21 protein-coding genes and 1 tRNA gene are annotated in these 24,797 nt (G+C 67.3%); 5 read left to right on the top strand and 17 right to left on the bottom strand.

Features of this window, described 5'->3' with window-relative positions; all coding sequences use genetic code 11:
• Positions 1-78: 78 nt before the first annotated feature.
• The 9 genes from pafA to AC1MBE_RS01125 form a co-directional block, all read right to left on the bottom strand.
• Positions 79-1,443 (bottom strand): Pup--protein ligase, encoded by a 1,365-nt coding sequence (pafA, locus tag AC1MBE_RS01165; protein ID WP_479780250.1) that lies wholly within the window; start codon positions 1,441-1,443, stop codon positions 79-81.
• A gap of 1 nt (position 1,444) precedes the next feature.
• On the bottom strand, positions 1,445-2,152 hold the full coding sequence (gene prcA, locus AC1MBE_RS01160) for a proteasome subunit alpha (protein WP_479780248.1): 708 nt from the start codon (positions 2,150-2,152) through the stop codon (positions 1,445-1,447).
• A gap of 1 nt (position 2,153) precedes the next feature.
• The gene (gene prcB, locus AC1MBE_RS01155) at positions 2,154-2,981 is read right to left on the bottom strand and encodes a proteasome subunit beta (RefSeq protein ID WP_479780246.1); all 828 of its coding nucleotides are present in this window, start codon (positions 2,979-2,981) and stop codon (positions 2,154-2,156) included.
• A 101-nt stretch (positions 2,982-3,082) separates the two neighbouring features.
• Positions 3,083-3,283 (bottom strand): ubiquitin-like protein Pup, encoded by a 201-nt coding sequence (locus AC1MBE_RS01150; protein ID WP_146337557.1) that lies wholly within the window; start codon positions 3,281-3,283, stop codon positions 3,083-3,085.
• 111 nt (positions 3,284-3,394) lie between these two features.
• Positions 3,395-5,005: a depupylase/deamidase Dop gene (gene dop / locus AC1MBE_RS01145; protein ID WP_479782716.1), complete on the bottom strand. Its 1,611-nt coding sequence runs from the start codon at positions 5,003-5,005 to the stop codon at positions 3,395-3,397.
• A 47-nt stretch (positions 5,006-5,052) separates the two neighbouring features.
• Positions 5,053-6,861 (bottom strand): proteasome ATPase, encoded by a 1,809-nt coding sequence (gene arc / locus AC1MBE_RS01140; RefSeq protein ID WP_479782714.1) that lies wholly within the window; start codon positions 6,859-6,861, stop codon positions 5,053-5,055.
• 81 nt (positions 6,862-6,942) lie between these two features.
• Positions 6,943-8,067 (bottom strand): tRNA (adenine-N1)-methyltransferase, encoded by a 1,125-nt coding sequence (locus AC1MBE_RS01135; protein WP_479780244.1) that lies wholly within the window; start codon positions 8,065-8,067, stop codon positions 6,943-6,945.
• Positions 8,068-8,168: 101 nt separating this feature from the next.
• Complete coding sequence (locus AC1MBE_RS01130) at positions 8,169-9,407, bottom strand: site-2 protease family protein (RefSeq protein ID WP_479780243.1); 1,239 nt, start codon at positions 9,405-9,407, stop codon at positions 8,169-8,171.
• The gene (locus AC1MBE_RS01125; protein ID WP_479780241.1) at positions 9,400-10,122 is read right to left on the bottom strand and encodes an HAD family hydrolase; all 723 of its coding nucleotides are present in this window, start codon (positions 10,120-10,122) and stop codon (positions 9,400-9,402) included. Before AC1MBE_RS01125 ends, AC1MBE_RS01130 begins: the two co-directional genes overlap by 8 nt.
• A 121-nt stretch (positions 10,123-10,243) precedes the next feature.
• Between AC1MBE_RS01125 and AC1MBE_RS01120 the strand changes: the two genes are divergently transcribed.
• Positions 10,244-11,149 (top strand): PAC2 family protein, encoded by a 906-nt coding sequence (locus tag AC1MBE_RS01120; RefSeq protein ID WP_479780239.1) that lies wholly within the window; start codon positions 10,244-10,246, stop codon positions 11,147-11,149.
• Between the two features lie 25 nt (positions 11,150-11,174).
• Here AC1MBE_RS01120 and mshC read toward each other — a convergent pair whose 3' ends face one another.
• A complete protein-coding gene (gene mshC / locus AC1MBE_RS01115; protein ID WP_479780238.1) occupies positions 11,175-12,464 on the bottom strand; it encodes a cysteine--1-D-myo-inosityl 2-amino-2-deoxy-alpha-D-glucopyranoside ligase in 1,290 nt (429 codons plus the stop codon).
• 15 nt (positions 12,465-12,479) lie between these two features.
• On the bottom strand, positions 12,480-13,313 hold the full coding sequence (locus tag AC1MBE_RS01110) for an undecaprenyl-diphosphate phosphatase (protein WP_346958085.1): 834 nt from the start codon (positions 13,311-13,313) through the stop codon (positions 12,480-12,482).
• Positions 13,314-13,364: 51 nt separating this feature from the next.
• Between AC1MBE_RS01110 and AC1MBE_RS01105 the strand changes: the two genes are divergently transcribed.
• Entirely contained in the window at positions 13,365-14,300 is a 936-nt protein-coding gene (locus AC1MBE_RS01105; protein ID WP_479780236.1) for an aldo/keto reductase, read from the top strand.
• 61 nt (positions 14,301-14,361) lie between these two features.
• On the top strand, positions 14,362-15,687 hold the full coding sequence (locus tag AC1MBE_RS01100) for an alpha/beta hydrolase (RefSeq protein WP_479780235.1): 1,326 nt from the start codon (positions 14,362-14,364) through the stop codon (positions 15,685-15,687).
• A gap of 26 nt (positions 15,688-15,713) precedes the next feature.
• On the opposite strand, the gene AC1MBE_RS01095 is transcribed toward AC1MBE_RS01100, so the two are convergent.
• From AC1MBE_RS01095 to AC1MBE_RS01080, 4 genes are all read right to left on the bottom strand, one after another.
• Positions 15,714-18,347, bottom strand: coding sequence for a bifunctional lysylphosphatidylglycerol flippase/synthetase MprF (locus tag AC1MBE_RS01095; RefSeq protein ID WP_479780233.1), 2,634 nt, complete (start codon positions 18,345-18,347; stop codon positions 15,714-15,716).
• Between the two features lie 281 nt (positions 18,348-18,628).
• Positions 18,629-20,104 (bottom strand): bifunctional lysylphosphatidylglycerol flippase/synthetase MprF, encoded by a 1,476-nt coding sequence (locus tag AC1MBE_RS01090; protein ID WP_479780231.1) that lies wholly within the window; start codon positions 20,102-20,104, stop codon positions 18,629-18,631.
• 30 nt (positions 20,105-20,134) lie between these two features.
• A complete protein-coding gene (locus tag AC1MBE_RS01085) occupies positions 20,135-21,064 on the bottom strand; it encodes a hypothetical protein (protein WP_479780229.1) in 930 nt (309 codons plus the stop codon).
• Between the two features lie 411 nt (positions 21,065-21,475).
• Complete coding sequence (locus tag AC1MBE_RS01080; RefSeq protein ID WP_479780227.1) at positions 21,476-21,742, bottom strand: hypothetical protein; 267 nt, start codon at positions 21,740-21,742, stop codon at positions 21,476-21,478.
• A gap of 39 nt (positions 21,743-21,781) precedes the next feature.
• On the opposite strand from AC1MBE_RS01080, the gene AC1MBE_RS01075 reads away from it, so the two are divergent.
• Positions 21,782-22,015, top strand: coding sequence for a DUF5703 family protein (locus AC1MBE_RS01075; RefSeq protein WP_346958090.1), 234 nt, complete (start codon positions 21,782-21,784; stop codon positions 22,013-22,015).
• Here the strand turns inward: AC1MBE_RS01075 and AC1MBE_RS01070 are convergent.
• Positions 22,012-23,172: an acyl-CoA dehydrogenase family protein gene (locus AC1MBE_RS01070; protein ID WP_479782712.1), complete on the bottom strand. Its 1,161-nt coding sequence runs from the start codon at positions 23,170-23,172 to the stop codon at positions 22,012-22,014. The two genes, AC1MBE_RS01075 and AC1MBE_RS01070, sit on opposite strands and share 4 nt — an antisense overlap.
• Before the next feature lie 31 nt (positions 23,173-23,203).
• Positions 23,204-24,508, bottom strand: coding sequence for a M20/M25/M40 family metallo-hydrolase (locus AC1MBE_RS01065; RefSeq protein WP_346958091.1), 1,305 nt, complete (start codon positions 24,506-24,508; stop codon positions 23,204-23,206).
• 151 nt (positions 24,509-24,659) lie between these two features.
• Between AC1MBE_RS01065 and AC1MBE_RS01060 the strand changes: the two genes are divergently transcribed.
• Positions 24,660-24,742 (top strand) — tRNA-Leu (locus tag AC1MBE_RS01060).
• Positions 24,743-24,797: the final 55 nt, after the last annotated feature.

The following is a 24,797-nucleotide window of genomic DNA, read 5'->3' as shown; positions in this document are numbered from 1 at the left end:
GCCGGACGGTTGCCAGCGGCAAAGCAGGCGGTCGCCGTGAAACGGCACCTCCCCCAGAATAACGCGGAAAGCTGGGTATCAGCCCATAGAGTCCAGCAGGGCGTCCACGCGGTCGTCCACGCTGCGGAAGGGATCCTTGCACAGTATGGTCTGGTGCGCGCGGTCATTGAGCTTCAAATGCACCCAGTCAACGGTGTAGTCCCGGCCCAGTTCCTGGGCCCGCCGGACGAAGTCGCCGCGCAGTTTGGCCCGGGTGGTCTGCGGCGGGGCGTCGACGGCGTCCTTGACGGCGGTATCGTCGACGACGCGCCGGGCCGCACCGCGGGACTGCAGCAGGTAGAACAGCCCGCGGCTGCGTGAAATGTCGTGGTACGTGAGGTCCAGCTGGGCGATCCGCGGGGCGTCCAGTTCCAGGCCGTGCCGCTCACGGTAGTTGTCCATCAGCTTCTTCTTGATGGCCCAGTCCACCTCGGTGTCGATGGTGGCGGTGTTGCCGCTTTCAATCGCATCCAGGGTGCGCTCCCAGAGGTCCAGGATAAGCGGCACGTGAGCGTTGTGGGCTCCGCGGGCCGCCACGAATTCCGTGACCTTGGTCAGGTATTCGCGCTGGATCTCCAGGGCGGTGAGCTGCCGGCCGTTGGCGAGGCGCACCAGCGCGCGGCCGCTGAGGTCGTGGGAGATTTCGCGGATGCTGCGGATCGGGTTTTCCATCCGCATGTCCCGCATGATCACACCGGCCTCGATCATCCGCAGGATCAGGTCCACCGTCCCGACTTTGAGCAGCGCCGTGGTCTCGGACATGTTCGAGTCCCCGACGATCACGTGCAGGCGCCGGTAGAACTCGGCGTCGGCATGCGGCTCGTCGCGGGTGTTGATGATGGGCCGGGACCGGGTCGTGGCGGAGGAGACTCCCTCCCAGATGTGGTCCGCGCGCTGCGAGAACGCGAAGGTGGCGCCGTGCGGGGTCTTCAGGATCTTTCCCGCACCGGCGATCAACTGGCGGGTCACCAGGAACGGGATCAGGATTTCAGCGAGCCGGGAGAACTCCCCGCGGCGGGGTATCAGGTAGTTTTCGTGGCTGCCGTAGGAGTTGCCGGCTGAGTCGGTGTTGTTCTTGAACAGGTATACGGTGCCGTTGAATCCCTCGGCCGCCAGGCGCTCCTGGGCCTCGTCCACGAGGTCGTCCAGGATCAGTTCGCCGGCCCGGTCATGGGCGATCAGCTGCGCGAGGTCGTCGCACTCGGCGGTGGCGTATTCGGGGTGCGAACCGACGTCCAGGTAAAGCCGGGAGCCGTTGGTGAGGAACACGTTGGAGGACCTCCCCCAGCTGACCACCTTGCGGAAGAGGTAGCGGGCAACCTCCTCCGGCGCCAGCGGGCGGGATTCCGGGCTGGAATAGGAAATTCCGAACTCGGTTTCGATTCCGAAAATGCGCTTGTCCATTTCAGTTCTCCTCAGCCAGCAATGCCTCGACGTCGGCGTCGTCGAGGCGGCGGAAGGCGCGGCGGGTGCCGCGGCTGCTTTCGGAGCCGCGGTCGAGCACGGCGACCTCCACGGCCGACGCCGGCAGCGCGTCGGCTTCCTTGTCCGCTATCAGTCCGGCCAGGGCCAGCCGGATGGCCCCGGCGAAGTCGAGTTCGCCGCGCCAGCCTGCCGCAACCGCTTCGGAAACCTTGTCCGCCTGGCCGCCCATCACAACGAAGCCGTGTTCATCGGCGATGGACCCGTCGAAGGTCAGCCGGTACAGGTGGTCCGATTCCTGGCCGGGCCCCACTTCGGCCACCGCCAGCTCCACTTCGAAGGGTTTCTGCTCCGCTGTGAACACCGCACCGAGACTTTGCGCGTAGACGCTGGCCAGCCCGCGGGCCGTGACGTCCTCGCGGTCGTAGGAGTAGCCGCGGACGTCCGCATACCGCACCCCGGCCTGGCGCAGGCTCTCGAACTCGTTGTATTTGCCGACAGCGGCGAACGCGATCTTGTCGTAAATCTCGCCGATCTTGTGCAGCGACGGCGACGGGTTCTCCGCCACCAGCGCAATCCCGTCCCGGCAGCTGATGACCACCACGGAACGCCCCCGCGCGATGCCTTTCCGGGCGAAGTCGGCCCGGTCCTTCATCAGCTGTTCCGGGGAGACATAGAACTGCTGCGTCATCTCAGGCCTCCCGCTGGGCCACGGCCCGTGACTCGATGATGGCGCCGGCAACCGCGGCGAGTTCGCGCTCCGGGACCCGGACGGCACCGGAGCGGCTTACCGTGTAGACCACCGGCCACAGCTGCCGGACCGGGTCCGGGCCGCCCGTGGCGGAGTCGTCGTCGGCCGCGTCATAGAGCGCCTCCACGGCCACCTGGACGGCGTCCGCCTCGGACAGGTTGGGCCGCCAGAGCTTTTTCAGCGCGCCGCGGGCAAACATGGACCCCGAACCCACGGTGTGGTGTTCCTGCTCCTCGTAGCGGCCGCCGGTGACATCGTAGGAGAACAGCCGTCCGACGCCGGCGGGCCGGTCGAATCCGGCGAACAGCGGGATGACCGCGAGGCCCTGCATAGCCATCGGCAGGTTTCCGCGGATCATGGCGCCGAGCCGGTTGGCCTTGCCGTCCAGGCTCAGCTGGGTGCCTTCGATTTTTTCGTAGTGCTCGAGTTCCACCTGGAACAGCCGGGTGATGTCCAGCGCGATGCCGGCGGTTCCGGCAATGCCGAGGACGGAGTACTGGTCAGCGGGAAACACCTTCTCGATGTGCCGGCTGGCGATCACGTTGCCCATGGTCGCGCGGCGGTCCCCCGCCATCAGCACTCCCCCGGCGTAGGTCATGGCGACGATGGTGGTCGCGTGCGGGGTCTGGAGCGGCGCGGCGGCCGGGCCGGAGGGCGAGCCGGGCGGGAGGGCGTTGTACGGCAGCAGTTCGGGCCGTGAACGCTGCAGGTGCTCGGTGAATGAGGACGTCGCGTTCGCTGCTACCTGGTTGGCTGATGTTTCCTGCACTGGTGCACTCCCTCAACGTAGTGGATCAACGACTTCCGGCGTTCAGCCCTGTGTATGCGCAGCTCCGGTCCTCCTTCGCTGGCGGCCGCGGCCCGGGCGGGCTACTGGCCGCCCTTCTGGACGAAAGCCCGGACGAACTCCTCGGCGTTGGACTCCAGCACGCCGTCAATCTCATCGAGCAGGTCGTCCACGCCCTGGGTCGCGGCCGAGGCCTGCGCTTCGGGTGCCGCGGGAGGCGCGGGGATGTCTTCCTCGACCTCGGTGTCGCGGGACTGCGGCTGCTGCTGCTCCTGGCCTGCCATCGTTTTTCTCCTTCTATCCCACTGGTTAATCCCACTGGCTGTCCCCTCCTGCACAGGACATCCTGTAAGCCATATTGCCACGCCCGGACCCCGTGCGGGGGGTCTTTGGGCCTATGAACCGGGTGGCAGCCCCAGGAGCTCCGCCAGGAACGGCCCGGCCTCCCGGTGCCGGGCGAACAGGCCCCCGGTCAGGGCCTCGGTGCCGCGCAGCGGTTCGCGGGTCGGCACCCGCTGCAGCTTGCCGCGGCCGGGCAGGTCAAAGATGACCGAGTCCCAGCTCGCCCCCACAAGGTCGGTGCCGAAGCGGCTGACGCAGCGGCCGCGGAAGAACGCCCTGGTGTCCGACGGCGGTTCGGTGACCGCCCGGGCGATCGCTTCGTCGTCGACGATCCGCTGCATCCGGTCGCGGGCCAGCAGCCGGTGATAGAGGCCCTTTTCGGGGCGGATGTCGGCCCATTGCAGGTCCACCAGCCCCAGCCGCGCATCGGACCATTCCAGTCCGTCGCGCTGGCGGTAGCCCTCGAGCAGGGAGAGCTTGGCCAGCCACTCCACGGTCGACGCCGCGGCCGCCCGGTCGCTGTCCAGTTCGGTCAGGGTAGCGGACCAGCGCTCCAGCACGCCATGGGTATGCCCGTCGCCGTCGACGGCGTCCGCCACGCCGGTGTCCTGCGCGAGCTTGGCGGCGGCCTCGAAGTACATCCACTGCAGGTCCAGAGCAGTGACGCGGCGCCCGTCGACCAGGCGCAGCGTCGCGGTAAGGGAGGTGTCGTGGCTGACCGCCTGCAGGGCGGCCACGGGCTCGGGGACCTCGACGCGGGGCGCAAGGCCCGCCTCGATCAGGCTCAGGACTATGGCGGTGCTGCCGAACTTCAGGAAGTTCGCGCCCTGGCTGAGGTTCGCGTCGCCGATGATGACGTGCAGTCGGCGGTACTTGTCAGCCGTCGCGTGCGGTTCGTCCCGGGTGTTGATGATGGGGCGCCGGATGGTGGTTTCGAGCCCGACCTCCGTTTCGAAGAAGTCGGCCCGCTGGCTGATCTGGTAGCCGGGCCGGGAACTGTCCTGGCCCAGGCCGACGCGTCCGGCGCCGCACATAATCTGGCGCGTGACGAAAAACGGTGTCAGCCCCCGGACGATCTCACCGAACGGGACCGAGCGGGGCATCAAGTAGTTCTCGTGCGAGCCGTAGGAGACCGACTTGTTGTCCGTGTTGTTCTTGTACAGGTTGATCGGCGGGAGGTCCGGGTCAGCGGCCAGCCGGCGGACCGCGGCCAGCGCCACGAGGTCCCCCGCCGCGTCCCAGGTGACGGCGTCGCGCGGGTTGGTCACTTCAGGGCTGGAATACTCCGGGTGCGCGTGGTCCACATAGAGCCGGGCGCCGTTGCCCAGCACCATGTTCATCAGCAGCGAGCCGGACTCGTCTTCGCCGTCGTGGTCCAGTTCGGCACGGCCGTAGGCAAGGGCGATTGCCTCCGCGTCCAGCACCGGCGGGCGGTCAGTGAGCTGTTCCGGTTCGGCAGCGCTCCGCTCCAGGGTCCAGCCGCGGGCGTCGTGCAGCGGCTCTTCGTCGGTGTAGTCCCAGCGGGTCTCGGCACCGCCGGCGGCGCGCTGCCGCGTCACCTGGGCGTACGCCTGGATCACTCGGGCCGACATCATGGTGGCGTTCGCGCCCGGTGCGGAGGGCGCGTGGATTCCGTATTCGGTCTCCGAGCCCATCACCCGCATGGCGCCGCCGGGGGGCAGGCCTCCGGACACCGCTGCGGGGGACGCGGTCACAGGTACTGGCCCGTGCTGGGCATCGTCTCGATGGACTTTCCGGGCTCCTGGCCGGCCTTGCCTTGGACGATGGTGCGGATGTACGTGATGCGTTCGCCCTTTTTGCCCGAAATCCGGGCCCAGTCGTCCGGGTTGGTGGTGTTGGGCATGTCCTCGTGCTCCCGGAACTCGTCGATCACGGCGCGGAGCAGATGGTCGATGCGCAGGCCTTTCTGCCCGGTGGTGAGCAGGTCCTTGATGGCGGACTTTTTGGCGCGGTCCACCACGTTCTGCACCACGGCGCCGGAGTTGAAGTCCTTGAAGTACAGCATCTCGGTGTCGCCGTTGGCGTAGGTGACCTCAAGGTACTCGTTGGACTTCTCGGTGGAGTACATGGCCTCCACGGTGCGCTGGATCATGGCGTCCACCGTCTCCTGGATGTCGCCGTTGTGCTCGGCCAGGTCCTGCTCGTGGAAGGGCAGGTCCGTGGTGATGTACTTGTTGAAGATGTCCGCCGCGGCCTCGGCGTCGGGCCGCTGGATTTTGACCTTCACGTCCAGCCGGCCCGGCCGCAGGATGGCCGGGTCGATCATGTCTTCCCGGTTGGACGCGCCGATCACGATCACGTTGTCCAGCCGCTCCACGCCGTCGATTTCGCTGAGCAGCTGCGGCACGATGGTGGTCTCGACGTCGGAGGAGATGCCGGTGCCGCGGGTGCGGAACAGCGAGTCCATCTCGTCGAAGAACACCACCACCGGGCTGCCCTCGGATGCCTTTTCGCGGGCCCGGGAAAAGATCAGCCGGATGTGCCGCTCGGTCTCCCCGACGTATTTGTCCAGGAGCTCGGGGCCCTTGATGTTCAGGAAGTAGCTCTTCATGTCCGTCTTGCCGGCCCGCTCGGCGGCGCGGGCGGCCAGCGAGTTGGCCACGGCCTTGGCGATCAGGGTCTTGCCGCAGCCCGGCGGGCCGTAGAGCAGGATGCCCTTGGGCGCCTTGAGGCCGTGCTCCCGGTACAGGTCCGGGTGCAGGAACGGCAGTTCGACGGCATCGCGGATCTGCTCGATCTGCGGTCCCAGGCCGCCGATGTCCTGGTAGGTGATGTCCGGGACTTCTTCGAGCACAAGGTTCTCGACTTCGGAGCGCGGGATCTTCTCCAGCGCGTAGCCCGTGCGGCTGTCGATCGAGAGCGCGTCCCCCACCCGCAGTTTCTGCGCCAGCAGTGCGCCGGAGAGCCGGATGACCCGCTCCTCATCCGCGCGGCCCACCACCAGGGCACGGTCGGATCCCAGCATTTCCTTGAGCGTGACCAGGTCGCCGGCCCGTTCGTAACCGAGCCCGGCCACCACCAGCAGGGCCTCGTTGAGCAGGACCTCCTGCCCGACCGCGAGCTGGTTGAGGTTCACCAGCGGGCTGATGCCCACCCGCATTTTGCGTCCGGCATTGAAGATGTCCACGGACTCTTCGGTGGCGGCCTGGCCGCTGCTGCCTGGTTCCGGCTGGCGCTTCGGGTTCAGCTGCAAGATGGTGCCGAAGCTGTACGGCGGCTGACCTTCCTGGTCCAGGGCATTTTTCAGCCGCAGGATCTCGGCCTTGGCCGTTTCCAGCATGCCGACCAGCTTGGAGTTGTTCTGCGTGGCCGCGGCCAGCTGGCGGTCGATGTGGCGGAGCTTGTCGCGCAGGATATTCACCTGGCGTTCGGCGACGGACAGCTCATTGGCGGCGTAGCCGTCGGCCGCCCCCGCGCGTTCCGCCCGTCCGGCGGCGGCAGCCGCCTGGGCCTCGTCCTCCGCCGGCGTCCGGCCGTGGTCGGTGTTCGGAGTCTCCATCATGCATCAGCCCCTTCAGTACTTCTATTAAGACCATAGCCCCAAGTCGGCGGGTGCTGCCGAAGACTTCCGAAATACGGACTAGTTCGTAACCTCGGGGGTGTCCTTGACGTTGGTGCCGGCGATCGCGTCGCGGGCGGCCCGCCGCAGCTTCTTGTCCGAGACCGCCCGTTCGCCAACGGCGCCGGGGGTCCAGGCGTTGACGTCTTCGGCGTCGAATTCCGTCTTGGACGGCCGGCGCTTCACGGAGATGCCGGTGACGCCGTCGGCCAGCCGCCGGGTGACCAGCAGGAATCCGGTGTGCGCGACCATCCGGTGGTCTGGGCGGACGGCGAGTCCCTCTAGGTGCCAGCCGCGGACCATGGATTCCCAGGCGTCCGGCTCGGTGAAGCGGCCGTCGGCGCGGATGGCCTCGGCGGTCCGGGACAGCTGGGTGACGGTCGCGACGTAGTTGATCCACACGCCGCCCGGGGCCAGGACAGTGGCGACGGCGTCGAGGCATTCCCAGGGCGCGAGCATGTCCAGGACCACCCGGTCCACGGAGCCGGGGGCCTCGGTGCGTACGACTTCGTCCTGGAAGTCGCCCAGGCTGATCTGCCACGCCGGGTGGGGGCCGCCGAAGATCGTTTCGACGTTGCCGCGGGCGATGTCGGCGAATTCCTCCCGCCGTTCGAACGAGTGCAGGTACCCGTTGTCCCCCACCGCGCGCAGCAGCGAGATGGACAGCGCACCGGAACCGACACCGGCTTCGACCACCCGGGCGCCCGGGAAGATGTCCGCCATGGTGACGATCTGGCCGGCGTCCTTGGGGTAGACGACCGCCGCGCCGCGCGGCATCGAGAGCACGAAGTCCGAAAGCAGCGGGCGCAGGGTCTGGTACTGCTGGCCGACGTTGTTGACCACGACGGAGCCGTCCGGCTTGCCGATGATTTCGTCGTGGTTGAGGAAACCGCGGTGCGTGTGGAACGCCCCGCCGGCCTCAAGGCTGATGGTGTTCATCCGGCCGCGTTCGTCCGTGAGCTGCACCCGCTCGCCTTCGCGGAACGGCCCGCGGCGCCGGTTCGCGCCGGTTGGCGCGTTCGCTGGCGCAGCGCCGGCTGCCGGGCCTGTGGCAGTGGCTGGCGCCGGGGTGCTGTTTGCGGCTGTGCTCGCCGCGGCTGTGCTGGCCCCGTTGGGGGTGCCGCTGGCGGCAGTGTCGCTGCTCATGAGATGTTTCCTCGCTCCTGTAAAGCCTTGGTGGCCGCGGATGTGGCGGCTGGCACCGGCCCGCGTCGTTGGGCCGGGTAATTCACGACCGGCAGGTAACTCTACCGGTTCTGGTCCTGATCACGGCCCTCGCCGCCGGCCTGTGAACCGGCGGCCTGTGAACCGGCGGCACTTGGCGGCTGCTTGCCGGTCAGGGCGTTGAGCACGGTCAGCTGGCGCAGCAGGCCGGTGACGGTTCCGCCGTCGTTGACCACCGCGTAGTCCGATCCTTCGAGCTGGGCGAGGTAGGCCAGCAGTTCCGCGCCGCGGTCGGCTTCCTTGACGTAGGCGCCCGCGGCCAGCGGGTAGGACACGGCGGTCGCCGGGGTTGCGGCGGCCAGTGCGGCGGGAACGTCCGCCGCGGCGGCTTCGTCGACGACGGCGGACGGCCGTTGGTCCGGGCCGTAGAGCACGACGGCGGGAACCCCGCGCGGCGAGTGCCGCAGCACGTCCAGGACGGTGGCGGTGTCCGGCAGGCCCACCGCCGGCTCGGCGAGGGCGGCGGCGTCGACCAGGTGCAGCCGGCTCCGGTAGCGGGCTTGTTGGATCGAGGCGCTGGCACCCATCCAGAGGAAACTGCCCACCAGGAGGGTGATCAGCATCAGCGAGGTGTCCGGCCGGTTGCCGCTGAGCAGGGGCAGGACCACGAACCAGACGGCGAGGGCGATCACGATGATCCTGCCGGCCCAGCCTGCCGCGATGGTGCCCTTCTCGTGACTGCCGGTGGCCTTCCAGACCGCGGATTCCACCAGCCGGCCGCCGTCCAGCGGCAGCCCGGGCAGCACGTTGAAGATGCCGATCAGCAGGTTGGCCCAGACGAAGATGTTGGCCAGGGTGTCCGCCACGCCCTCCAGCTGCCCGCCGGAGACCAGCAGCCAGCCGCCGGCCGCGAGGATCAGGTTGGCGGCGGGACCGGCCATGGCAACCAGCACGGACCGGCCGGGCGAGGCGGTGAATTCTTCGAACTGGGTGTGGCCGCCCCACAGGTTGAGGACGATCTTTTGGGTGGGCCAGTGGTAGAGCCGGGCGGTGAGCGCGTGCGCAAGCTCATGGACCAGGACGGAGATCAGTAGCAGCACCGAATAAGCGAACGCCACGAGGTAGGCGGTGGCGCCCAGCCGGGGGTCATTGTGGGCCAGCACCGGGCCGTAGGCAATGACGGTGAACGCCGCGATGGCGAACCATGAATAGGCCAGCACGACGGGGATGCCGCCGATCCGGCCCAGCGGAATCCCGCCGCGGAGCGAAAAGGGACGTTCTTCCGGTTGCTGCTTCGGCCGCGGCGCCGACGGTTCAGTCAAGGCCCCGCCCTCCGGTGCCGGTGGCTTCGTGCCGGAGCACGATGAGTTCTTCAAGGTCCGCGACGGTGCGTCCGGCCAGGGTCTCCCAGGTCGCGCGCCGCGGATCATCCGGCAGCGGCACGATGTGCGGGATGGCGACGGTGAGGACGCCGGAGGCCACGGCCGCGGCAACGCCGGGGGCAGAGTCTTCCAGTGCCACACAGTGCCGGTGGTCAAGTTCAGGGTCCTGCTGTTGCAGGAGTTCGACGGCCTTCAGATAGGCCTCGGGGTGCGGCTTGCCCTGCGTGACCGTGTCCCCGGTCACCAGGAACTCGAAATAGGGTTTGGGCAGGCTGGCGACAATTTCGCGGGCCAGGGGCGCCTCGGACATGGTGACCAGGGCGCAGCGCACGCCTGCGGTGTGCAGCTCGTCCAAGAGTTCGCGTGCGCCGGGGCGCCACGGCACGGACTCCCGCACCAGGCTGACGACATGCCCGGTAAGGGTGTCGATGATTTCGCGTACCTCCAGCGCCACGCCGGCGTCCTGCAGGATGCCGGCCGAGTAGACCAGCGACTGGCCCACGAGCTGCATGGCCTTCTCATGCGACCACTGACCGCCGTGCGCGGCCACGAGGGCGTGTTCGGCTTCGATCCAGTACCGTTCGGTGTCCACGATCGTGCCGTCCATGTCCCATAACGCGGCTTTGAGCAGGGGCTGGGAGGCTGTGGATCGCATGTCTCTCAGTCTACGGTGCGGGCCGGGCGGGGCATCCAACGCTACGCCGATGGCGAATTTCAGGGTATTCGGGGCGGGTGCCTTCCTGCGCGCGCCCGTGACTTGGACGTAGGGTGAACACATGAATAGCTTCGAGCCAGAGACCACGGAAACGGGCGTCACGCCTGAGCCGGAGCGGCTGCTGCAGCCTGTGCCCGAGGGCCAGCGCATCACCGTGATGCTTGCCGCCTTCGAAGGCTGGAACGACGCCGGCGAAGCCGCGAGCGATGCGTTGCGCTACCTGAACAAGCTTTGGGGCGGCAAGAAGGTCGGCTCGATTGACGCTGACGAGTACTACGACTTTCAGTTCACCCGCCCCACGATCCGCCGCACCGCATCCGGTGAACGGAAGATCAAGTGGCCCTCCACCCGGATTTTCAAGGCCAGCGTGCCGGGCTCCAACGTGGATGTCATCTTCGTCCAGGGCACCGAGCCGTCCTACAAGTGGCGCGCTTACACGGCCGAGCTGCTGGTGCACGCGGAAGCGTTGAAGGTGGACTACGTGATCCTGGTCGGGGCGTTGCTGGCGGATGTGCCGCACAGCCGCCCCATCCCGGTCAGCGCCTCGACCGACGACGCCGCGCTGCGGGAGCGGATGGCCCTGGAGGCATCCCAGTACGAGGGTCCCGTGGGGATTGTCGGGGTTCTCGCCGAGGTGGCCCTGCTGGCCGGGCTGCCCACGGTCTCGCTTTGGGCCGCCGTCCCGCACTACGTGGCGCAGGCGCCCTCGCCCAAGGCCCAGTTGGCCCTGCTGAACCGAATCGAAGAGCTCCTGCAGGTTCCGTTGGACACGCAGGAACTGGTGGAGGACGCGGACGCGTGGGAACGCGGTGTGGACGAACTCGCCACCGAGGACCCGGAGATCGCCGCCTACGTCCGCCAGCTCGAGGAAGCCAAGGACACCGCGGACCTGCCCGAGGCCAGCGGCGAGTCGATCGCCCGCGAGTTTGAGCGCTACCTTAAGCGCCGCGGCAAGGACAAGCCCTAAGGGCTGCCGGCCGGGGAGGCGCCAGCTAGAGTTCGACGCCGAGCAACGCGTCGACGGCGTCGCTCAGCAGTGCCGCGTCGGCGGCCGAAGCAGCACCGTCAGCTGCTCCGTCGGCCAGGGCTGCCGCGGCCCAGGCGTCCACGGCTGCGAGGGCGCGCGGGGCGTTGAGGTCGTCCGAGAGCGCGGCCCGCAGTTCTGCGACGAGCGGTCCGGCCGAGCCTGCCGGGGCGGCCTGGAGGGCGGCACGCCAGGTGCGGAGCCGGGCTTTGGCCTCGGCGAAGCCCTCCTCGGTCCAGGACCAGTCGCTGCGGTAGTGGTGGGCCAGGATGGCCAGCCGGATCGCGCCGGGTTCTTCGCCGGCGGCACGGAGCTTGGAGACGAGGACGAGGTTGCCCTTGGACTTACTCATCTTTTCGCCCTCGAGCCCCACCATGCCGGCGTGCGCGAAATGCTTGGCCAGCGGCACGCCGGTCAGCGAGTACGCGTGCCCGGCGCCCATCTCGTGGTGCGGGAAGACCAGGTCCGACCCGCCGCCCTGCACGGTAAACGGTGCGGGCAGGTATTTTTGCGCGATCACGGTGCATTCGATGTGCCAGCCGGGGCGCCCCTCCCCCAGTTCCCCACCGGGCCAGCTGGGCTCGCCCTCACGGGCCACCCGCCAGAGCAGCGGGTCCAGGGCCTGGCGCTTCCCGGCCCGCCCCGGGTCACCGCCCCGCTCGGCGAACAGTTCCAGCATCTCGGCATCCGAAAGCCCGGAGATGGATCCCAGCGTCCAGGCGTCCCGCGCCTCGGCGGAATGCTTTCCGGCCGCCTCGACGTCGTAGTAGACATCGCCGTCGGGTTCGCCGGCGGTGCCGGACACCCGGTAGGCCAGTCCCCGCTTCAGGAGGGATTCGATCGCCGGCACGATCAGCGGCACGGCCTCGACGGCGCCCACGTAGTTGTCCGGGGCCAGCACGTTGAGCGCTTCCATGTCGGTCTGGAACAGTTCGATCTGGCTCGCTGCCAGCTCACGCCAGTCCACGCCGGTCGCCGTCGCGCGCTCCAGCAGGGGATCATCGACGTCGGTCACGTTCTGCACGTAGGCGACCCGCTGGCGCCCGTCGCGCCAGGCCCGGTTGAGCAGGTCGAAGGCGACGTAGCTGGCCGCGTGGCCCATGTGCGTGGCGTCGTACGGGGTGATGCCGCATACGTACATGGACTGCTCCCCCGTCGCCTCGAGGGTCACCAGGCCGCCCTTGGTGGTATCAAAAAGGCGAAGCGCGGGCATGCTGCCCGGGAGCTGGGGAACGGGGCGGGAGGTCCAGGATTTCACAACCCAAGCCTAGTGCTAGGCGCTGATGACATTGAAACCGAGCAGCAGGTACAGCGCCAGGCCCAGGAAGATGCGGTACCAGACGAAGAGCCGGTAGCTGCGGGTGGAGACGTACTTGAGGAACCAGCCGATGATGAGGTAGCCCACCACGAAGGCAATGGCGGTGGCCAGGCCGGTCTCGGGCAGGCCGTAGGGTCCGGTGATTCCGTCCTTGGAGACCACCTTGTAGAGCTGGTACAGGCCGCTGCCGAACACGGCAGGGATCGCGAGCAGGAACGAGTAGCGGGCGGCGGCCTCGCGGGTGTATCCCATCAGCAGGCCGGCAGTGATGGTGCCGCCGGAGCGGGACACCCCGGGGATAAGGGCCATCGCCTGGGCGAGCCCGTAGAGGATGCCGTGCTTGTAGCTGAGTTTGGTCAGGTCACGTTCCTGGCGGCCGACGGCGTCGGCGACGGCGAGGATCATGCCGAAGACGATCAGCGTGGTGGCGACGATCCACAGGCTGCGGAGGACCGATTCGATCTGGTCCTGGAAGAGCAGGCCAAGGACGATGATGGGCAGGCTGCCCAGGATCACCAGCCAGCCCATCCGGGCGTCCGGGTCCTGCCGGGACACCTTGCCGGTGAGTGAGCCGAACCAGGCCCGGACAATCCGGACGATGTCGCGCCAGAAGTAGACAATCACCGCAGTTTCCGTACCCAGTTGGGTGATGGCGGTGAAGGCGGCCCCGGGGTCGGCGGCGTTCGGCAGGAACGCCCCCACGATCCGCAGATGGGCGCTAGAGGAAATCGGGAGGAATTCTGTCAGTCCCTGCACAAGGCCCAGAAAGGCCGCTTCTAACCAGTTCACGTTTATAGACCCTACGTTATGGAGGTTCCGAAGCATCGTAAGCTTGCAGGCATGCAGCAGCGTTATGTCGGCAACAGTGGGTTGCGTGTCTCGTCCCTTTCCCTTGGCACCATGTCGTGGGCCGGTGAGACCGATGAACAGGATGCCGCCGGGCTGCTCCGGGCTTTTGTCGACGGGGGCGGCACGCTGATTGATACCGCGGCGTCCTATGCCGGCGGCGGGGCCGAGGTCGTGCTCGGTGGAATGCTGGGCGACGTCGTCGCCCGCTCCGAAGTGGTGATCTCCACCAAAGCCGGCCTGACGGCGTCGGGCGGGCGGCGCAGCGTCGACACCTCCCGCAACGGAATGCTCTCCGGCCTGGATGCCAGCCTGGCCCGGCTCGGCACCGATTACGTGGACCTCTGGTTCGCCCAGGCCTGGGATCCGAACGTGCCGCTGGAGGAAACACTCTCCGCCCTGGAGTTCGCTGTCCGCTCCGGCCGGGCACGCTACGCCGGAGTCTCCAACTTCAACGGCTGGCAGACCGCCAAGGCCGCCGCCGTGGCGGGCTTCCCGCTGGTGGCCTGCCAGGCCGAGTACTCCCTGCTGCAGCGCAAGGCCGAGGACGAGCTGATCCCGGCCATCGAAGATGCGGGGCTGGGGCTGATGGCGTGGGGCCCGCTGGGACGCGGCGTCCTGACCGGCAAGTACCGCGGCCATATTCCCGCCGATTCACGGGCCGCCCAGCAAAAACTGGCCGGCTACGTGGAGCCCTATCTCGAAGGGGCCGCCTCCAGCGTCGTGGAAGCGGTGGCGATGGCGGCCAAGGGACTGGGCCGGACCGCCCTGGACGTTTCCCTGAGCTGGTTGCTGTCCCAGCACGGAGTCGCCACGGCCGTGGTGGGTGCCCGGACGCCGGTCCAGCTGAAGGAAATCATGGACGCGGTGCTGACGCCGTTGCCGCCGGAGATTGCCGCGGCGCTTGAGGATGTCTCCAGCCCGGCCTGATCCGGGTAGCCTTTCGGTTGTTTCCGGGCGTATTCCCGGTTTTGGGCCTTAGTCTTGGGCCATGAACTTGCAGAACCTCGCGATCACTACCGGCGTCGTGCCTGTGGTTCTCTACATCCTGGCCGCGGCGGCCTTGGCCTGGCTTGTTTGGGGTCGGCGGAGCCATCTGTCCCGCTGGGTTCCGGCCGCAGGGGTAGTCGCGCTGATCCTGAGCGTCCTGGTGTGGCTGTTATCTGAGCGCGTGTGGAACCTCTGGGGTTCCCCGTTGCCCAAACGTGTCTATGCCTTCGCAGGGCTCGGCATCCTTGCCCTGCTCCTCGTGGTGCCCAAGATCCGGGACCTGCGCCGGCTGCCGGCGCGCATCGCCGTGCTGCCCGCGGCGCTGGTCGTTGTCCTGGCTTCGGGGTCGCTGATCAACCAGAATTTCGAGTACTACCCGACCCTGGGCTCCGTCTTCGGGGACACGGGCGTCAAGATGGAAACCCTGGACCAGTTCAAGAGCCAGGAACGGGGCGATCCCGTGCCGCAAGCAAAACCGAGTGAGCCGCCCACCACCCTGGCGAACTGGACCCCGCCGGAGGGCATGCCGGAGCAGGGAGCGGTGGTCCGGGCGTTCATCCCGGCGCCCATCTCCCATGAGGTGTCCTCAACGGCCTTTGTGTACCTCCCCCCGGCCTACCTCGGCACCCCCCGGGCCGATCTTCCGGTTCTGGTCCTCATCCACGGCGTCCCCGGCGAACCCGTGGACTGGTTGCGCAACGGCCGGATCGCCGAGTTCATGGACGACTACGCGGCCGCGCACAAGGGGCTGGCACCGATCCTTGTGATGCCCGACGCCGGGGCAAAGTGGGCCAACTACCCGCCGCTCTGCATGAACACCAAGCAGGGCCAGGCTGGCACCTACCTTAGCCAGGACGTGCCGAACTGGATCAAGGACACCTTTGGGGCCGGAAGGCACTCCAACCGGCAGTGGGCGATCGGAGGTTTCTCCTACGGCGGGACCTGCGCCATGCAGCTGGCCATGAACTACCCAGAGGTCTATCCCACCTTCATCGACAGCTCGGGCGAAAACCAGCCGACCATCAGGCAGGGGCACCAGGTCCTCCTGCAGCAGTATTTCGGCGGCAGCGCAGCCGAGTTCAAGAAGCAGAACGCGCTCGATGTCATCAAGACCCGCAAATATCCGGACACCGCCGGCATCGTCACCGTCGGCGCCGGCGATCCGTTCTTCCGGGCCCAGGGAGTCCAGGTCTACCAAGGGATGAAGAAGGCCGGCATCGATGTCCAGTTCCAGGAGGCCCCCGGCGGACACGCCTGGACAGCCTGGAAGTACGGCGTCGAAAACAACATGGACTGGCTCATGACCCGCCTCGGCGTGACGGGCTGAGCCCTCTGCAGGGCGGCGGGATCCGGCTACCGGCTGAGCCGGCGTGCTGTCTGCGGACCGCCCGTGACGTCGTGCAGCAGCCGCGCCGTGTGGCGCAAGGACCAGTCAGGCAGATAGGCCTCGGCGAGGGCGCGGCCGATCAGCGGCAGCGCCAACGGATCCTGGTACAGGATGAAGAGGGTCCGGTGCTGGGGCTGGAAGCGTTGCTTGAAGGCCGCCAACGACCGGAATCCGTAAACCGGCTCAAGCACGTCGCCGAGCCAGCGCAGAAAACGGGCGGCCGGGACACCACGGTCCCGTGCGGTGGCTGTTGAATCTGCGGACCCGTTGCCGCTGCCGGGAGCGGCGACGGTGATCTCCCCCGTCGCACCGTCTCGCCCGCGGGCTACCAGTGCCGTCGTTGGGACCAGCGGGGACCCGGAAAGGGAAATCTCGGCCATGCTGTCCTTAAAGTGGAGCACCGCCGACGCGATCAGGAACTCCATGACACCGTTGAAACAATCGTCGCGGCGGCGCATGAAATCCAGGGTGCGGCTGACCACTTCCCCGGTGCGGAAGACCGGCAGCCAGCTGGTGACACCGAGGACCGAGCCCTCAGGATCTACGGCGAGGCAGAGCAGCACATGGTCGTCCTTGAGTTGCTCCACTCCCCCGAGCGTGAAACCCATTTCCGGGAGTGCACGGGAGAAGGCCCACCGCTCGGAAATATCGTGGACCTGGCTCCGCAGTCTGTCCGGGAGCCCGCTGTAGACGCCCCAGTGGGCCGTGATTCCGAGCCTTCGGGCTTTGTTCATGGCGGTGCGGACGCTTTGCCACTCCTTGCCGTGGAAATTGATTCCAGTCAAGGGAAGCACCGTCTCCTGGGCTACCTCCATGCCCCTGAAGCCCAGCGACCTGAGTTCTGCCCAGCGCGCGTCGGCGACGGAGTACCAACACGGCGTCAGGGACTGCTCGGCGCAGTACCCGGTGAATTCGCGCGCGGCGTCGGCGAAGTCGCGTTCCCTCCCGAACGGGCCTCCTGCCGTCAGGGCGATGCCGTGGTGCAGTTGGTAGGCGATTCCCACCGTTTCCGCGCGGTTAAACCAGTAGCGGTTGTTGGGCCACAACGCCATCCAAGACAGCGAGCCGCCGCCCTGTAACACCAGTCGCCGGGCCACGGAGCGGTTATCTTCGACCCGGTGGTCCCAGAGGCGCCGCTTGGTGAAAATGACCAGGACGGCGACCAGGCAGATCAGCCAAAAAGCTGCTCCGCCGTAACTGAAAATCAACGATGACCAATAGCCGCGAGGGTGTACCGAGACGGAATACTTGAAGGAAAAGGGATACGGCAGGAACATCCGAGGCAGGGTGGTTCCCAACGACAGGAGGCCGGCGCGGTGCCGGTTGTTTCCCTCTGCGAACCACGCGAGGACGTAGAGGGCGACAAATGCGGCAAAGATGCCGGGCACCAAGACCAGCGCGCGGCGTCCGAGCGCGGGATCCGTGTCCACGGCAAAGTGGCGCCGGTTGAAAAACAGCGCGGCGGCGATCAGCAGTGGCACCAGCACCACCGGCAGGATCTCCACGATGCCCGAATCGACAGGAATCCTGCGGCTCCCGTTCCTGACGTACACGCCAAAGTGGGCAAACAGCTGGAGGTAGACAGCAGAGAGCACGCCGACGGCGAGATGGGCAACCGTGGCTATCCACAGCGCTACCCGGCTCCCCCGGCGCAGCCCCTCCGCACATGCCAGGAGCAGGAGCAAGGGAACCACGGAGAGAGCAGCCCCGCCGGGGCCGTGCAAGCCGGGGCTGTGGATGATCTGGGGGCAGCCGGCGTTTACTGCCGCGGCGCAGTCGCTCTGGAGCTCGCTCAGGGTGGGCACCGGATTGACAATCAGATTCCGGAGAGCGGCAAGGGGGCCGATAGGCGACTGGGACAGCCCGGCCAGCACCGGCCCGGCGGCGAACACTGCCACGGTCATGGCGAGCGTCGAGCGAACGTCCCGGCCCGTCCATACCGCGCCGCGCGGGTACACAACGCTCGCGCCCGGAGCGGCGCCGTCCACCGCACGCCGGGAGGCGGCTTTAGCTGCGGCCCTGGACGAGGCTGTGGCTGCGGCCCAGCCGCTTCCCAGGCCGCAGAGCACCCCCAAAAATGCGAGCACGTTCTGGGGGTGACCCACGTACAGCAGGAGCATGATGGTCACGGCCAGGCCCAGTGACCTCAGGCGGCGACGCCACAAGGGGCTGATTCCGGGACTCGCAGCCATTATGGCAGCCAGGGAGCCGGCGAACGGACCCGCCAGGGCCGGGTGCTGCATGGAGCTTAGCCAGCTGCTGCCGAGCTCGTCGCCGGCCGCCACGCTCCCTACGAACAGGAAGACGGCTGCAAGGTGGCCGGCCACCACGGCGGCCAACGCCCGACCGCTTCCCAGCGTGGTTTCGGCAAACCCTACGCACAGGAGAAGTACCACGGTGGCCAGGACATACGACGCAACCCCGCCGGGAAACAGCAGGCTGGCAAGAGCGGGGCCCCATTCACCCCGTGTCAGGGTATCGGGGCCGATCGCAACGAACGGACCGAGGGCCTGCGGGGGGCCGGAAACCAGGGATCCCGTGGCGGCTCCGGCGGACCACAAGAGAACGATCAGCAGCCAGGTCAGCGGGATTCGACGCAAGCCGTAACGCGGCAGCGGCTGGGCCCGATGTGCTCCTGCCTGCCGCTTCACACGTCCGTCGGGGCGGACCGGTGTGCTGCTCGTAGGCTTCATGTCACCTGTCACTTCCAGTGCGGCAGCGCAACCCGGCTCAGTGGCAGGGCTACGGCACGCCTGAAGCATATTCCCCTTCGGGCGGCAGTTCGGGAGTGGGCAATACTCGCATTTTGGTGCGGAAGTACAGGGCGCCACTCAGGTGCTACGTGGATGCTTCGCTCCGTCGGCTGCTTAGGTGGCGGCGCTCATCCGATGACGCCGCGCAGTAGCCTGGCCGTGTGCCGGATGGACATGGTGGGCATGTAGGCCTCGGTCAGCGCGCGTCCAATAACCGGCAACGCCAAAGGATCGTGATACATCATGTACAGCGTCCGGTGCCGCGGGTGGAAGCGCTGTTTGAAGGCAGCGAGCGACCGGAAACCGTATGCCGGTTCCAGGGCGCCGCCCAGCCAGTCCAGGAAGCGGCCGATCGCGGCGCCGTCGGACGGCTCGCGCGCCGCATCACCATGTGGTACCGGTGCCAGCGGCGACCCGGACAGGGAAATTTCCTCCATCGTTCCGTCAAAATGCAGTACGGCCGAGGCAATCAGGAATTCCATCACGCCCTTGAAGCCGTCCGGGCTCCGCCGCATGAAATCGAGCGTCCGGCCGGTGACGACGCCAGCTGTGAACACCGGGAGCCAGCTGGTCACGCCGTGGACCTTGCCGCCGTCATCCACGGCCAGGCACAGCAGTACGTTTTCGTCCTTGAGTTCCTCAATGCCGCCCAGCGTGAATCCCATTTCCGGCAACGTCTTCTCGGAGACCCACTCTTCCGAGATTTCGTGGACTTGGGTCCGCAGTGATCCCGACAGCTCGCCGTAGGTACTCCACCGGGCCTCGACGGAGAGCCTCCGGGCTTTGTTGAGGGCGGTGCGGACCCCCTGCCATTCCTTGCCCTTGAACTCGATGTTGCCCAGCGGCAGCAGGGTCTCCTCGGCCACCCGCACGCGGCTGAATCCGAGCCCGCGCAACAGATTCCAGTGTTCGTCGGTGACGGAATACCAGCACGGGGAGAGCGACTGCTCGGCGCAAAAGGCGGTAAACCCCTCGACGGCCCTCTCGAAGTCGGCGGATTCGCCGAAGGGTCCGCCAACCGTCAAGGCCACGTTGTAATGGAGCTGGTAGGCGACGCCGACGGTCTCCGCCTCGTTGAACCAGTACCGGTTGTTGGGCCAGAGTGCCATCCAGGACAGCGATCCGCCGCCCTGGCGCACCAGCCGCCGAGCCAGCGAGATCCCGCTGTCTGCGCGGAGGTCCCGGAGCTTTCGGCTGACGAACATGGCGAGGATACTCATCAGGCAGACCAGCCAGAACACGGCGCCGCCGTAGCTGAAGATCAGGGGCGACCAAACGCCATGCGGGTATACGGACACCGAATACCGGAAGGAAAAAGGGTACGGCAGGAACATCCTCGGCAGGGTGGCCAGAAGGGCCAGTAGGCCGGCCCGGTGGTAGTAGTTGTCTTCGGCGAACCATGCCACCACATAGCCCGTGACAAAAACGGCAAAGACACCGGCCAAAAGGATAAGTGACCGACGGCCCAGAACCGGATCGGCGTCGACGTTGAAGTGCCGCCGCGCCGCAAATAGCGCGGCGGCTATGAGCAGAGGCACCAGCACCACCGAGAGGACTTCCGCGACCCCCGAGTCCACCGACAGCACCCGCGAACCGCTCCGCACGGATGTTCCGAACTGGGCAAAGAGCTGCAGCTAGATGGCCGAAAGGACGCCGATCACCAGATGGACGGAAATTGCCACCCAGAGGGCTGCCCGGTTTCCACGGCGCAGCCCTTCCGCGCAAACCAGCAGCAGCACGAGGGGTACCAGGGACAGGGCCTCCCCGCCGGGGCCGCGCAACCCGGGGCTATGGATGATCTGGAGGCAGGAAAGGTCGACGGCGGCCGAGCAGCTCGCCTGGAGATCGTTGATGGTGGGAATCGGGTTGACAACCAGGTTCCTGAGCACGGCGAGCGGCCCCGAGGGTGCCTTCGCCAGGCTGGCAAGGAGCGGGCCCGCCGCGAAGACGGCCACGACCATTGACAGCAGTGCCCTGACTTCGCGGCTTGTGGAGTGGATGTAGTGGGCGGAGCCGTGCCGGCCGCCAATCACGGCGCCGATCCCGAGTCCGCATGCCACACCGAGCACGCTGTCCAGGTTTTGCGGATGCCCAATATATAGCAGGAGCATTACGGTTACGGCGATGCTGACGGACCGGATCCTCCGGCGCCAGAGGGCGCTGATCCGCGGACTCGCAGCCAGGACGGCGGCCAGGGACCCGGCAAACGGCCCCATCGGGCCCGGATGACGGAGTGTGGACAGCCATTCGCTGCCCATGGCCGTGCCGAGCCCGACCACGGCAAAGTACAACAGCAGGGCGCCGAGGTGCCCGACGACGAACGCCACGGCAGTCCGGCCAACGCCCATGGTGACTTCGGCCAGCCCGACGCACCCCAGGACGACGGCGGTCGCCAGTACGTAGGAAGCTAGGGGGCCAGGGAAGAACACGGAGGTGAACACGGACCACCACTGGCCGCCCATCAGTTGATCCGGACCTGCAGAGACGGCCGCCCCCAGCGCTGCCGGCGGCCCTGACAACACTGAGCCGGTGACGAGGCCGACCGTCCACAACAGCAAAGCCATGGCCAGCGCCAAGGGGATTCTGATGATGCTCCGGCCGAGCCGCCTTAACAACCGGACCGGGAGGCTCCGCCGGACGGTCACCCAGTGCGCAGGCGAACTGGCCGCGTCGTCTGCGGCAGCGCGGTGGGCTTCCGAGGGGACTTCGTCAACGCCGGCCTCCGACAGGCCGACGCTGCGCCGTGGTGCAGGCAACAACAACCTCCGACATCGGGCCAACCCGGGACACAGAACGTCTTAGGGCGTTCCGAAGCCTAAGCGAACTCAAACAGCGTCCCGTAGGCAACTTTGTCCACAGACTACGCCCGTAAGCTGGGGAGATCCGGGGAGACGCTGCTCAGGGGATGCTTCGTCTCCGCGTGGCCGCCAGGGAGCGGGAGGGAGTGCCGGCGTCGTCCCGAACGTGGTTTGGGGCTAGTTGTCCTGGAGCAGTTCGAGGTCTTCCTCGTCGTCGACGTCTTCGCTTTCGTCGTCATCTTCTTCGTCGATGACTTCAAGCGGGGTCACCTCGCCATACGCTTCATAAAGCGAGTCGTCGTAGACTTCAAAGGCATCGGCGACGGCGAAAAAGGCCGCTTCGACCGCGGGATCCCCGTCCCCGCGCCGCGCCGCAGCGGCAGCCAGATGTTCTTCCAGGGCGGCGGTTAGGGACTGAAGCGCGACACGCGGATCGATGCTCATGACTTCACGTTAGCCCGAAAAAGACGAAAATGGAGAGCAATGAAGGAACAATTTCTGAGCAGCTCGGTCCGTCGGGAACGGGACTACGCACGTCAGTACGAGTACCTGGTGCTGACGGTCAGCCCTGAGGATTCGCTGCCCGAGGCGCGCCGTCTCCTCGCCGCGCACTCCGAGTACGGCAAGTGGGAACTCGAACGCAGCGTCCTCTACGTCGGCGGCGGACGGCGCTTCTGGCTGCGTCGGAAAGTCATCCAGGTCCAGCGGACGGTCTAGGAGTCCAGCGGGCCGAGCCAGGCGTTGGCCACCGTGTTGTGCGCCGATTCGTCGTCGGAGGGATGGAACATTCCGGCCAGCACATCCCGGTACAGACGTTCGAGTTCGGAACCGCGGAAATAGCTGGACCCGCCGGAGACCCGGATCGCCAGGTCCACTACCCTGCGCGCCGTTTCAGTGGCGCTCACCTTCACGCCGACCAGCTTAGGAAACCACTGGCTGCCATGGTCCGCGCGGGCATCGACGTCGGACGCCACGGCGGCGAGCTGCGGGTAGAGCGCGTCCATCGCCATGGCCGCTTCTGCGACTTTCCAGCGGATGTCCGGGTCCTGCGCATAGCTGCGTCCGCCGTTCTTGACCGAGGTACGGCGCTTGACCGCGTCGACGCCGAGCTGCAGCGCCCGTTCTCCGAGCCCCGTGTATACCGCGGCCAGCAGTGTCTCGAAGCAGGCGAAGATGGCGAAAATCAGCGGGTCGGCGTTCGGGCCGACGGGAAGTTTGCGGAAGATCCGTTCCGGCGGCACCACGGCCCCTTCCAGGACCGTGGTGTTCGACTGGCTGGCCCGCATGCCCAGGGTGTCCCAGTCGGACAGGATTTCGTAGCCCGGGGTCTCGCGGTCGATGAAGCCGTGCACCAGTTCGCCGTCGCCGTCCCTGGCCGCGGCGTCCTTGCCGAAGATGCCCAGCCGGGTCCAGGCCGGCGAGAGGCTGGTGAAGATCTTCCGGCCGGTGAAGCCGTAGCTTCCGTCCGGCAGGGGTGTCGCCTCGGTCCGCGAGTCGAAGAGCACGGAATCGTTGCCCGCCTCGGAGTTACCAAACGCGAAGATCTCGCCCTGCGCCGCCTCCGTCAGGACGAAGTCCAGGGAGGAGTCGCCCCGGGCGGCGAGGACGTGTGCGACGCCGGTCCAGACCAGGTGCATGTTGATCGCCAGCGCGGTGGCCGGTGCCGCCGTCGCCAGCCGCCGCTGCAACTGCGCGGCGCCGGCGAGTCCCAGGCCCAGGCCGCCGTCGGACGCCGGGACGAAGATCTTCAGGTAGCCGGCGGCGGTGAGGTCGCGGAGGTCCTCGGTGAAGAAGGCGTTGTCTTGGTCGTAGCCGGCTGCGCGGCTGCGGATCCGCTCCAGCAGGGTGTCGGGAAGGATGTCTTCGGGCGTCATGTCGTTAGGGGCCATTCCTCGTAGGTGCGGCTCAGTAGTTGCTCAGCAGGGTGTTCAGCACACGGGCGCCGAACTTCAGCGAGTCGGCCGGCACCCGTTCGTCGACGCCGTGGAACATGCCGGTGAAGTCCAGCTCGTCCGGGAGCATCAGCGGGGCGAAACCGTAGCCGGTGATGCCGAGCCGGCTCAGGGCTTTGTTGTCCGTGCCGCCGGAGAGCGTGTAGGGCAGGACTTTCGCGCCGGGATCCTCGGAGTGGAGCGCGTCGATCATGGAGTCCACCAGGTTGCCGGCGAACGGGACTTCCAGCGACACGTCCTGGTGGACGTAGCTGACGTCCACGCCGGTGCCGGCCAGTTCACGGACGATCTCGAGGACCTGCTCCTGCTGGCCGGGCAGCGTCCGGCAGTCGACCAGGGCTTCGGCCGATTCCGGGATCACGTTGTGCTTGTAGCCGCCCTTGAGCAGGGTGGGGTTCGTGGTGTTTTGCAGGGTGGCGCCGACGAAGCGGGCCACGGTGCCGAGTTCCTTCAGGATTTTGTCCGGGTCGTCCGGATCGAATTCCACCCCGGTGAGTTCGGTGACGCCGTCCAGGAACTGCCGGGTGGTGGGCGTCAGCTCCACCGGCCACCGGTATTCGCCGATCCGCGAGACGGCGCTGGCGAGCCGGGTCACCGCGTTGTCGGTGTTGATCTGGGAGCCGTGGCCTGCGCGGCCGTGGGCCACCAGCCGGAGCCAGGACAGCCCCTTCTCGGCCGTTTGCAGGAGGTAGGTGCGCTGGCCGCCGATGGTGGCAGAGAATCCGCCGACCTCGGAGATCGCCTCGGTGGCGCCATCGAAGAGTTCGCGACGGTGTTCGACGGCGTACCCGGCGCCGTACTTGCCGCCGGCTTCCTCGTCGGCGAAGAAGGCGAAGATCAGGTCACGCTTGGGTTTGCGGCCCGTGCGCGCGAAGTCCCGCAGGACCGAGAGGATCATGGCGTCCATGTCCTTCATGTCCACGGCACCGCGGCCCCAGATCAGGCCGTCCTTGAGTTCGGCCCCGAAGGGGTCCACGGACCACTGCTCGCGCAGCGCAGGGACGACGTCGAGGTGGCCATGGACCACGAGGGCGCTGGCCGATGGGTCTTCGCCGGCGAGCCGGGTGACAACATTCGCGCGGCCCGGCGCCGACTCGAAGATCTCGGCGTCCAGCCCGACCTCCGTGATCAGGCCGGCGGTGTATTCGGCGGCCGCGCGCTCCCCCGGGCCGGAACCGTCACCGTAGTTGGACGTGTCGATCCGGATCAGTTCCTGGCAGATCCGGACAACCTCATCTTCGGGCCGAACGTCAGTCATATCGCTCCTCGTGGCAGTGGCTCAGTGCTGGCTTCAGCCTACCCATTGGCCCCGATTATTTGTTTCCGGAATCTTCGTGCTAGAGTCTTTCTCGCTGCTTCCGAGAAAAGCAAAACGCTGAAAGGCGAATTTGTTCCCGGAAATACCACCTGCGCGGGTGGCGGAATGGCAGACGCGCTAGCTTGAGGTGCTAGTCCTCGAAAGGGGGTGGGGGTTCAAGTCCCCCTCCGCGCACAACAGGAAATGCCCCGGAATCCTTCATGGATTCCGGGGCATTTTTGTGTTCCGG

It is taken from the genome of Arthrobacter sp. BG5, from assembly GCF_056680155.1.
This window is presented reverse-complemented; position numbering and strand designations above follow the sequence as displayed.

Coding starts and splice junctions, on each gene's coding strand:
- AC1MBE_RS01065 (WP_346958091.1), bottom strand. CDS start 24,508: ATGACTGACGTTCGGCCCGAAGATGAGGTTGTCCGGATCTGCCAGGAA.
- AC1MBE_RS01150 (WP_146337557.1), bottom strand. CDS start 3,283: ATGGCAGGCCAGGAGCAGCAGCAGCCGCAGTCCCGCGACACCGAGGTC.
- prcA (WP_479780248.1), bottom strand. CDS start 2,152: ATGACGCAGCAGTTCTATGTCTCCCCGGAACAGCTGATGAAGGACCGG.
- AC1MBE_RS01125 (WP_479780241.1), bottom strand. CDS start 10,122: ATGCGATCCACAGCCTCCCAGCCCCTGCTCAAAGCCGCGTTATGGGAC.
- arc (WP_479782714.1), bottom strand. CDS start 6,861: ATGGAGACTCCGAACACCGACCACGGCCGGACGCCGGCGGAGGACGAG.
- AC1MBE_RS01100 (WP_479780235.1), top strand. CDS start 14,362: ATGAACTTGCAGAACCTCGCGATCACTACCGGCGTCGTGCCTGTGGTT.
- AC1MBE_RS01105 (WP_479780236.1), top strand. CDS start 13,365: ATGCAGCAGCGTTATGTCGGCAACAGTGGGTTGCGTGTCTCGTCCCTT.
- AC1MBE_RS01085 (WP_479780229.1), bottom strand. CDS start 21,064: ATGGCTTTGCTGTTGTGGACGGTCGGCCTCGTCACCGGCTCAGTGTTG.
- AC1MBE_RS01070 (WP_479782712.1), bottom strand. CDS start 23,172: ATGACGCCCGAAGACATCCTTCCCGACACCCTGCTGGAGCGGATCCGC.
- AC1MBE_RS01120 (WP_479780239.1), top strand. CDS start 10,244: ATGAATAGCTTCGAGCCAGAGACCACGGAAACGGGCGTCACGCCTGAG.
- AC1MBE_RS01075 (WP_346958090.1), top strand. CDS start 21,782: ATGAAGGAACAATTTCTGAGCAGCTCGGTCCGTCGGGAACGGGACTAC.
- AC1MBE_RS01135 (WP_479780244.1), bottom strand. CDS start 8,067: ATGAGCAGCGACACTGCCGCCAGCGGCACCCCCAACGGGGCCAGCACA.
- pafA (WP_479780250.1), bottom strand. CDS start 1,443: ATGGACAAGCGCATTTTCGGAATCGAAACCGAGTTCGGAATTTCCTAT.
- dop (WP_479782716.1), bottom strand. CDS start 5,005: ATGCGGGTGATGGGCTCGGAGACCGAATACGGAATCCACGCGCCCTCC.
- AC1MBE_RS01080 (WP_479780227.1), bottom strand. CDS start 21,742: ATGAGCATCGATCCGCGTGTCGCGCTTCAGTCCCTAACCGCCGCCCTG.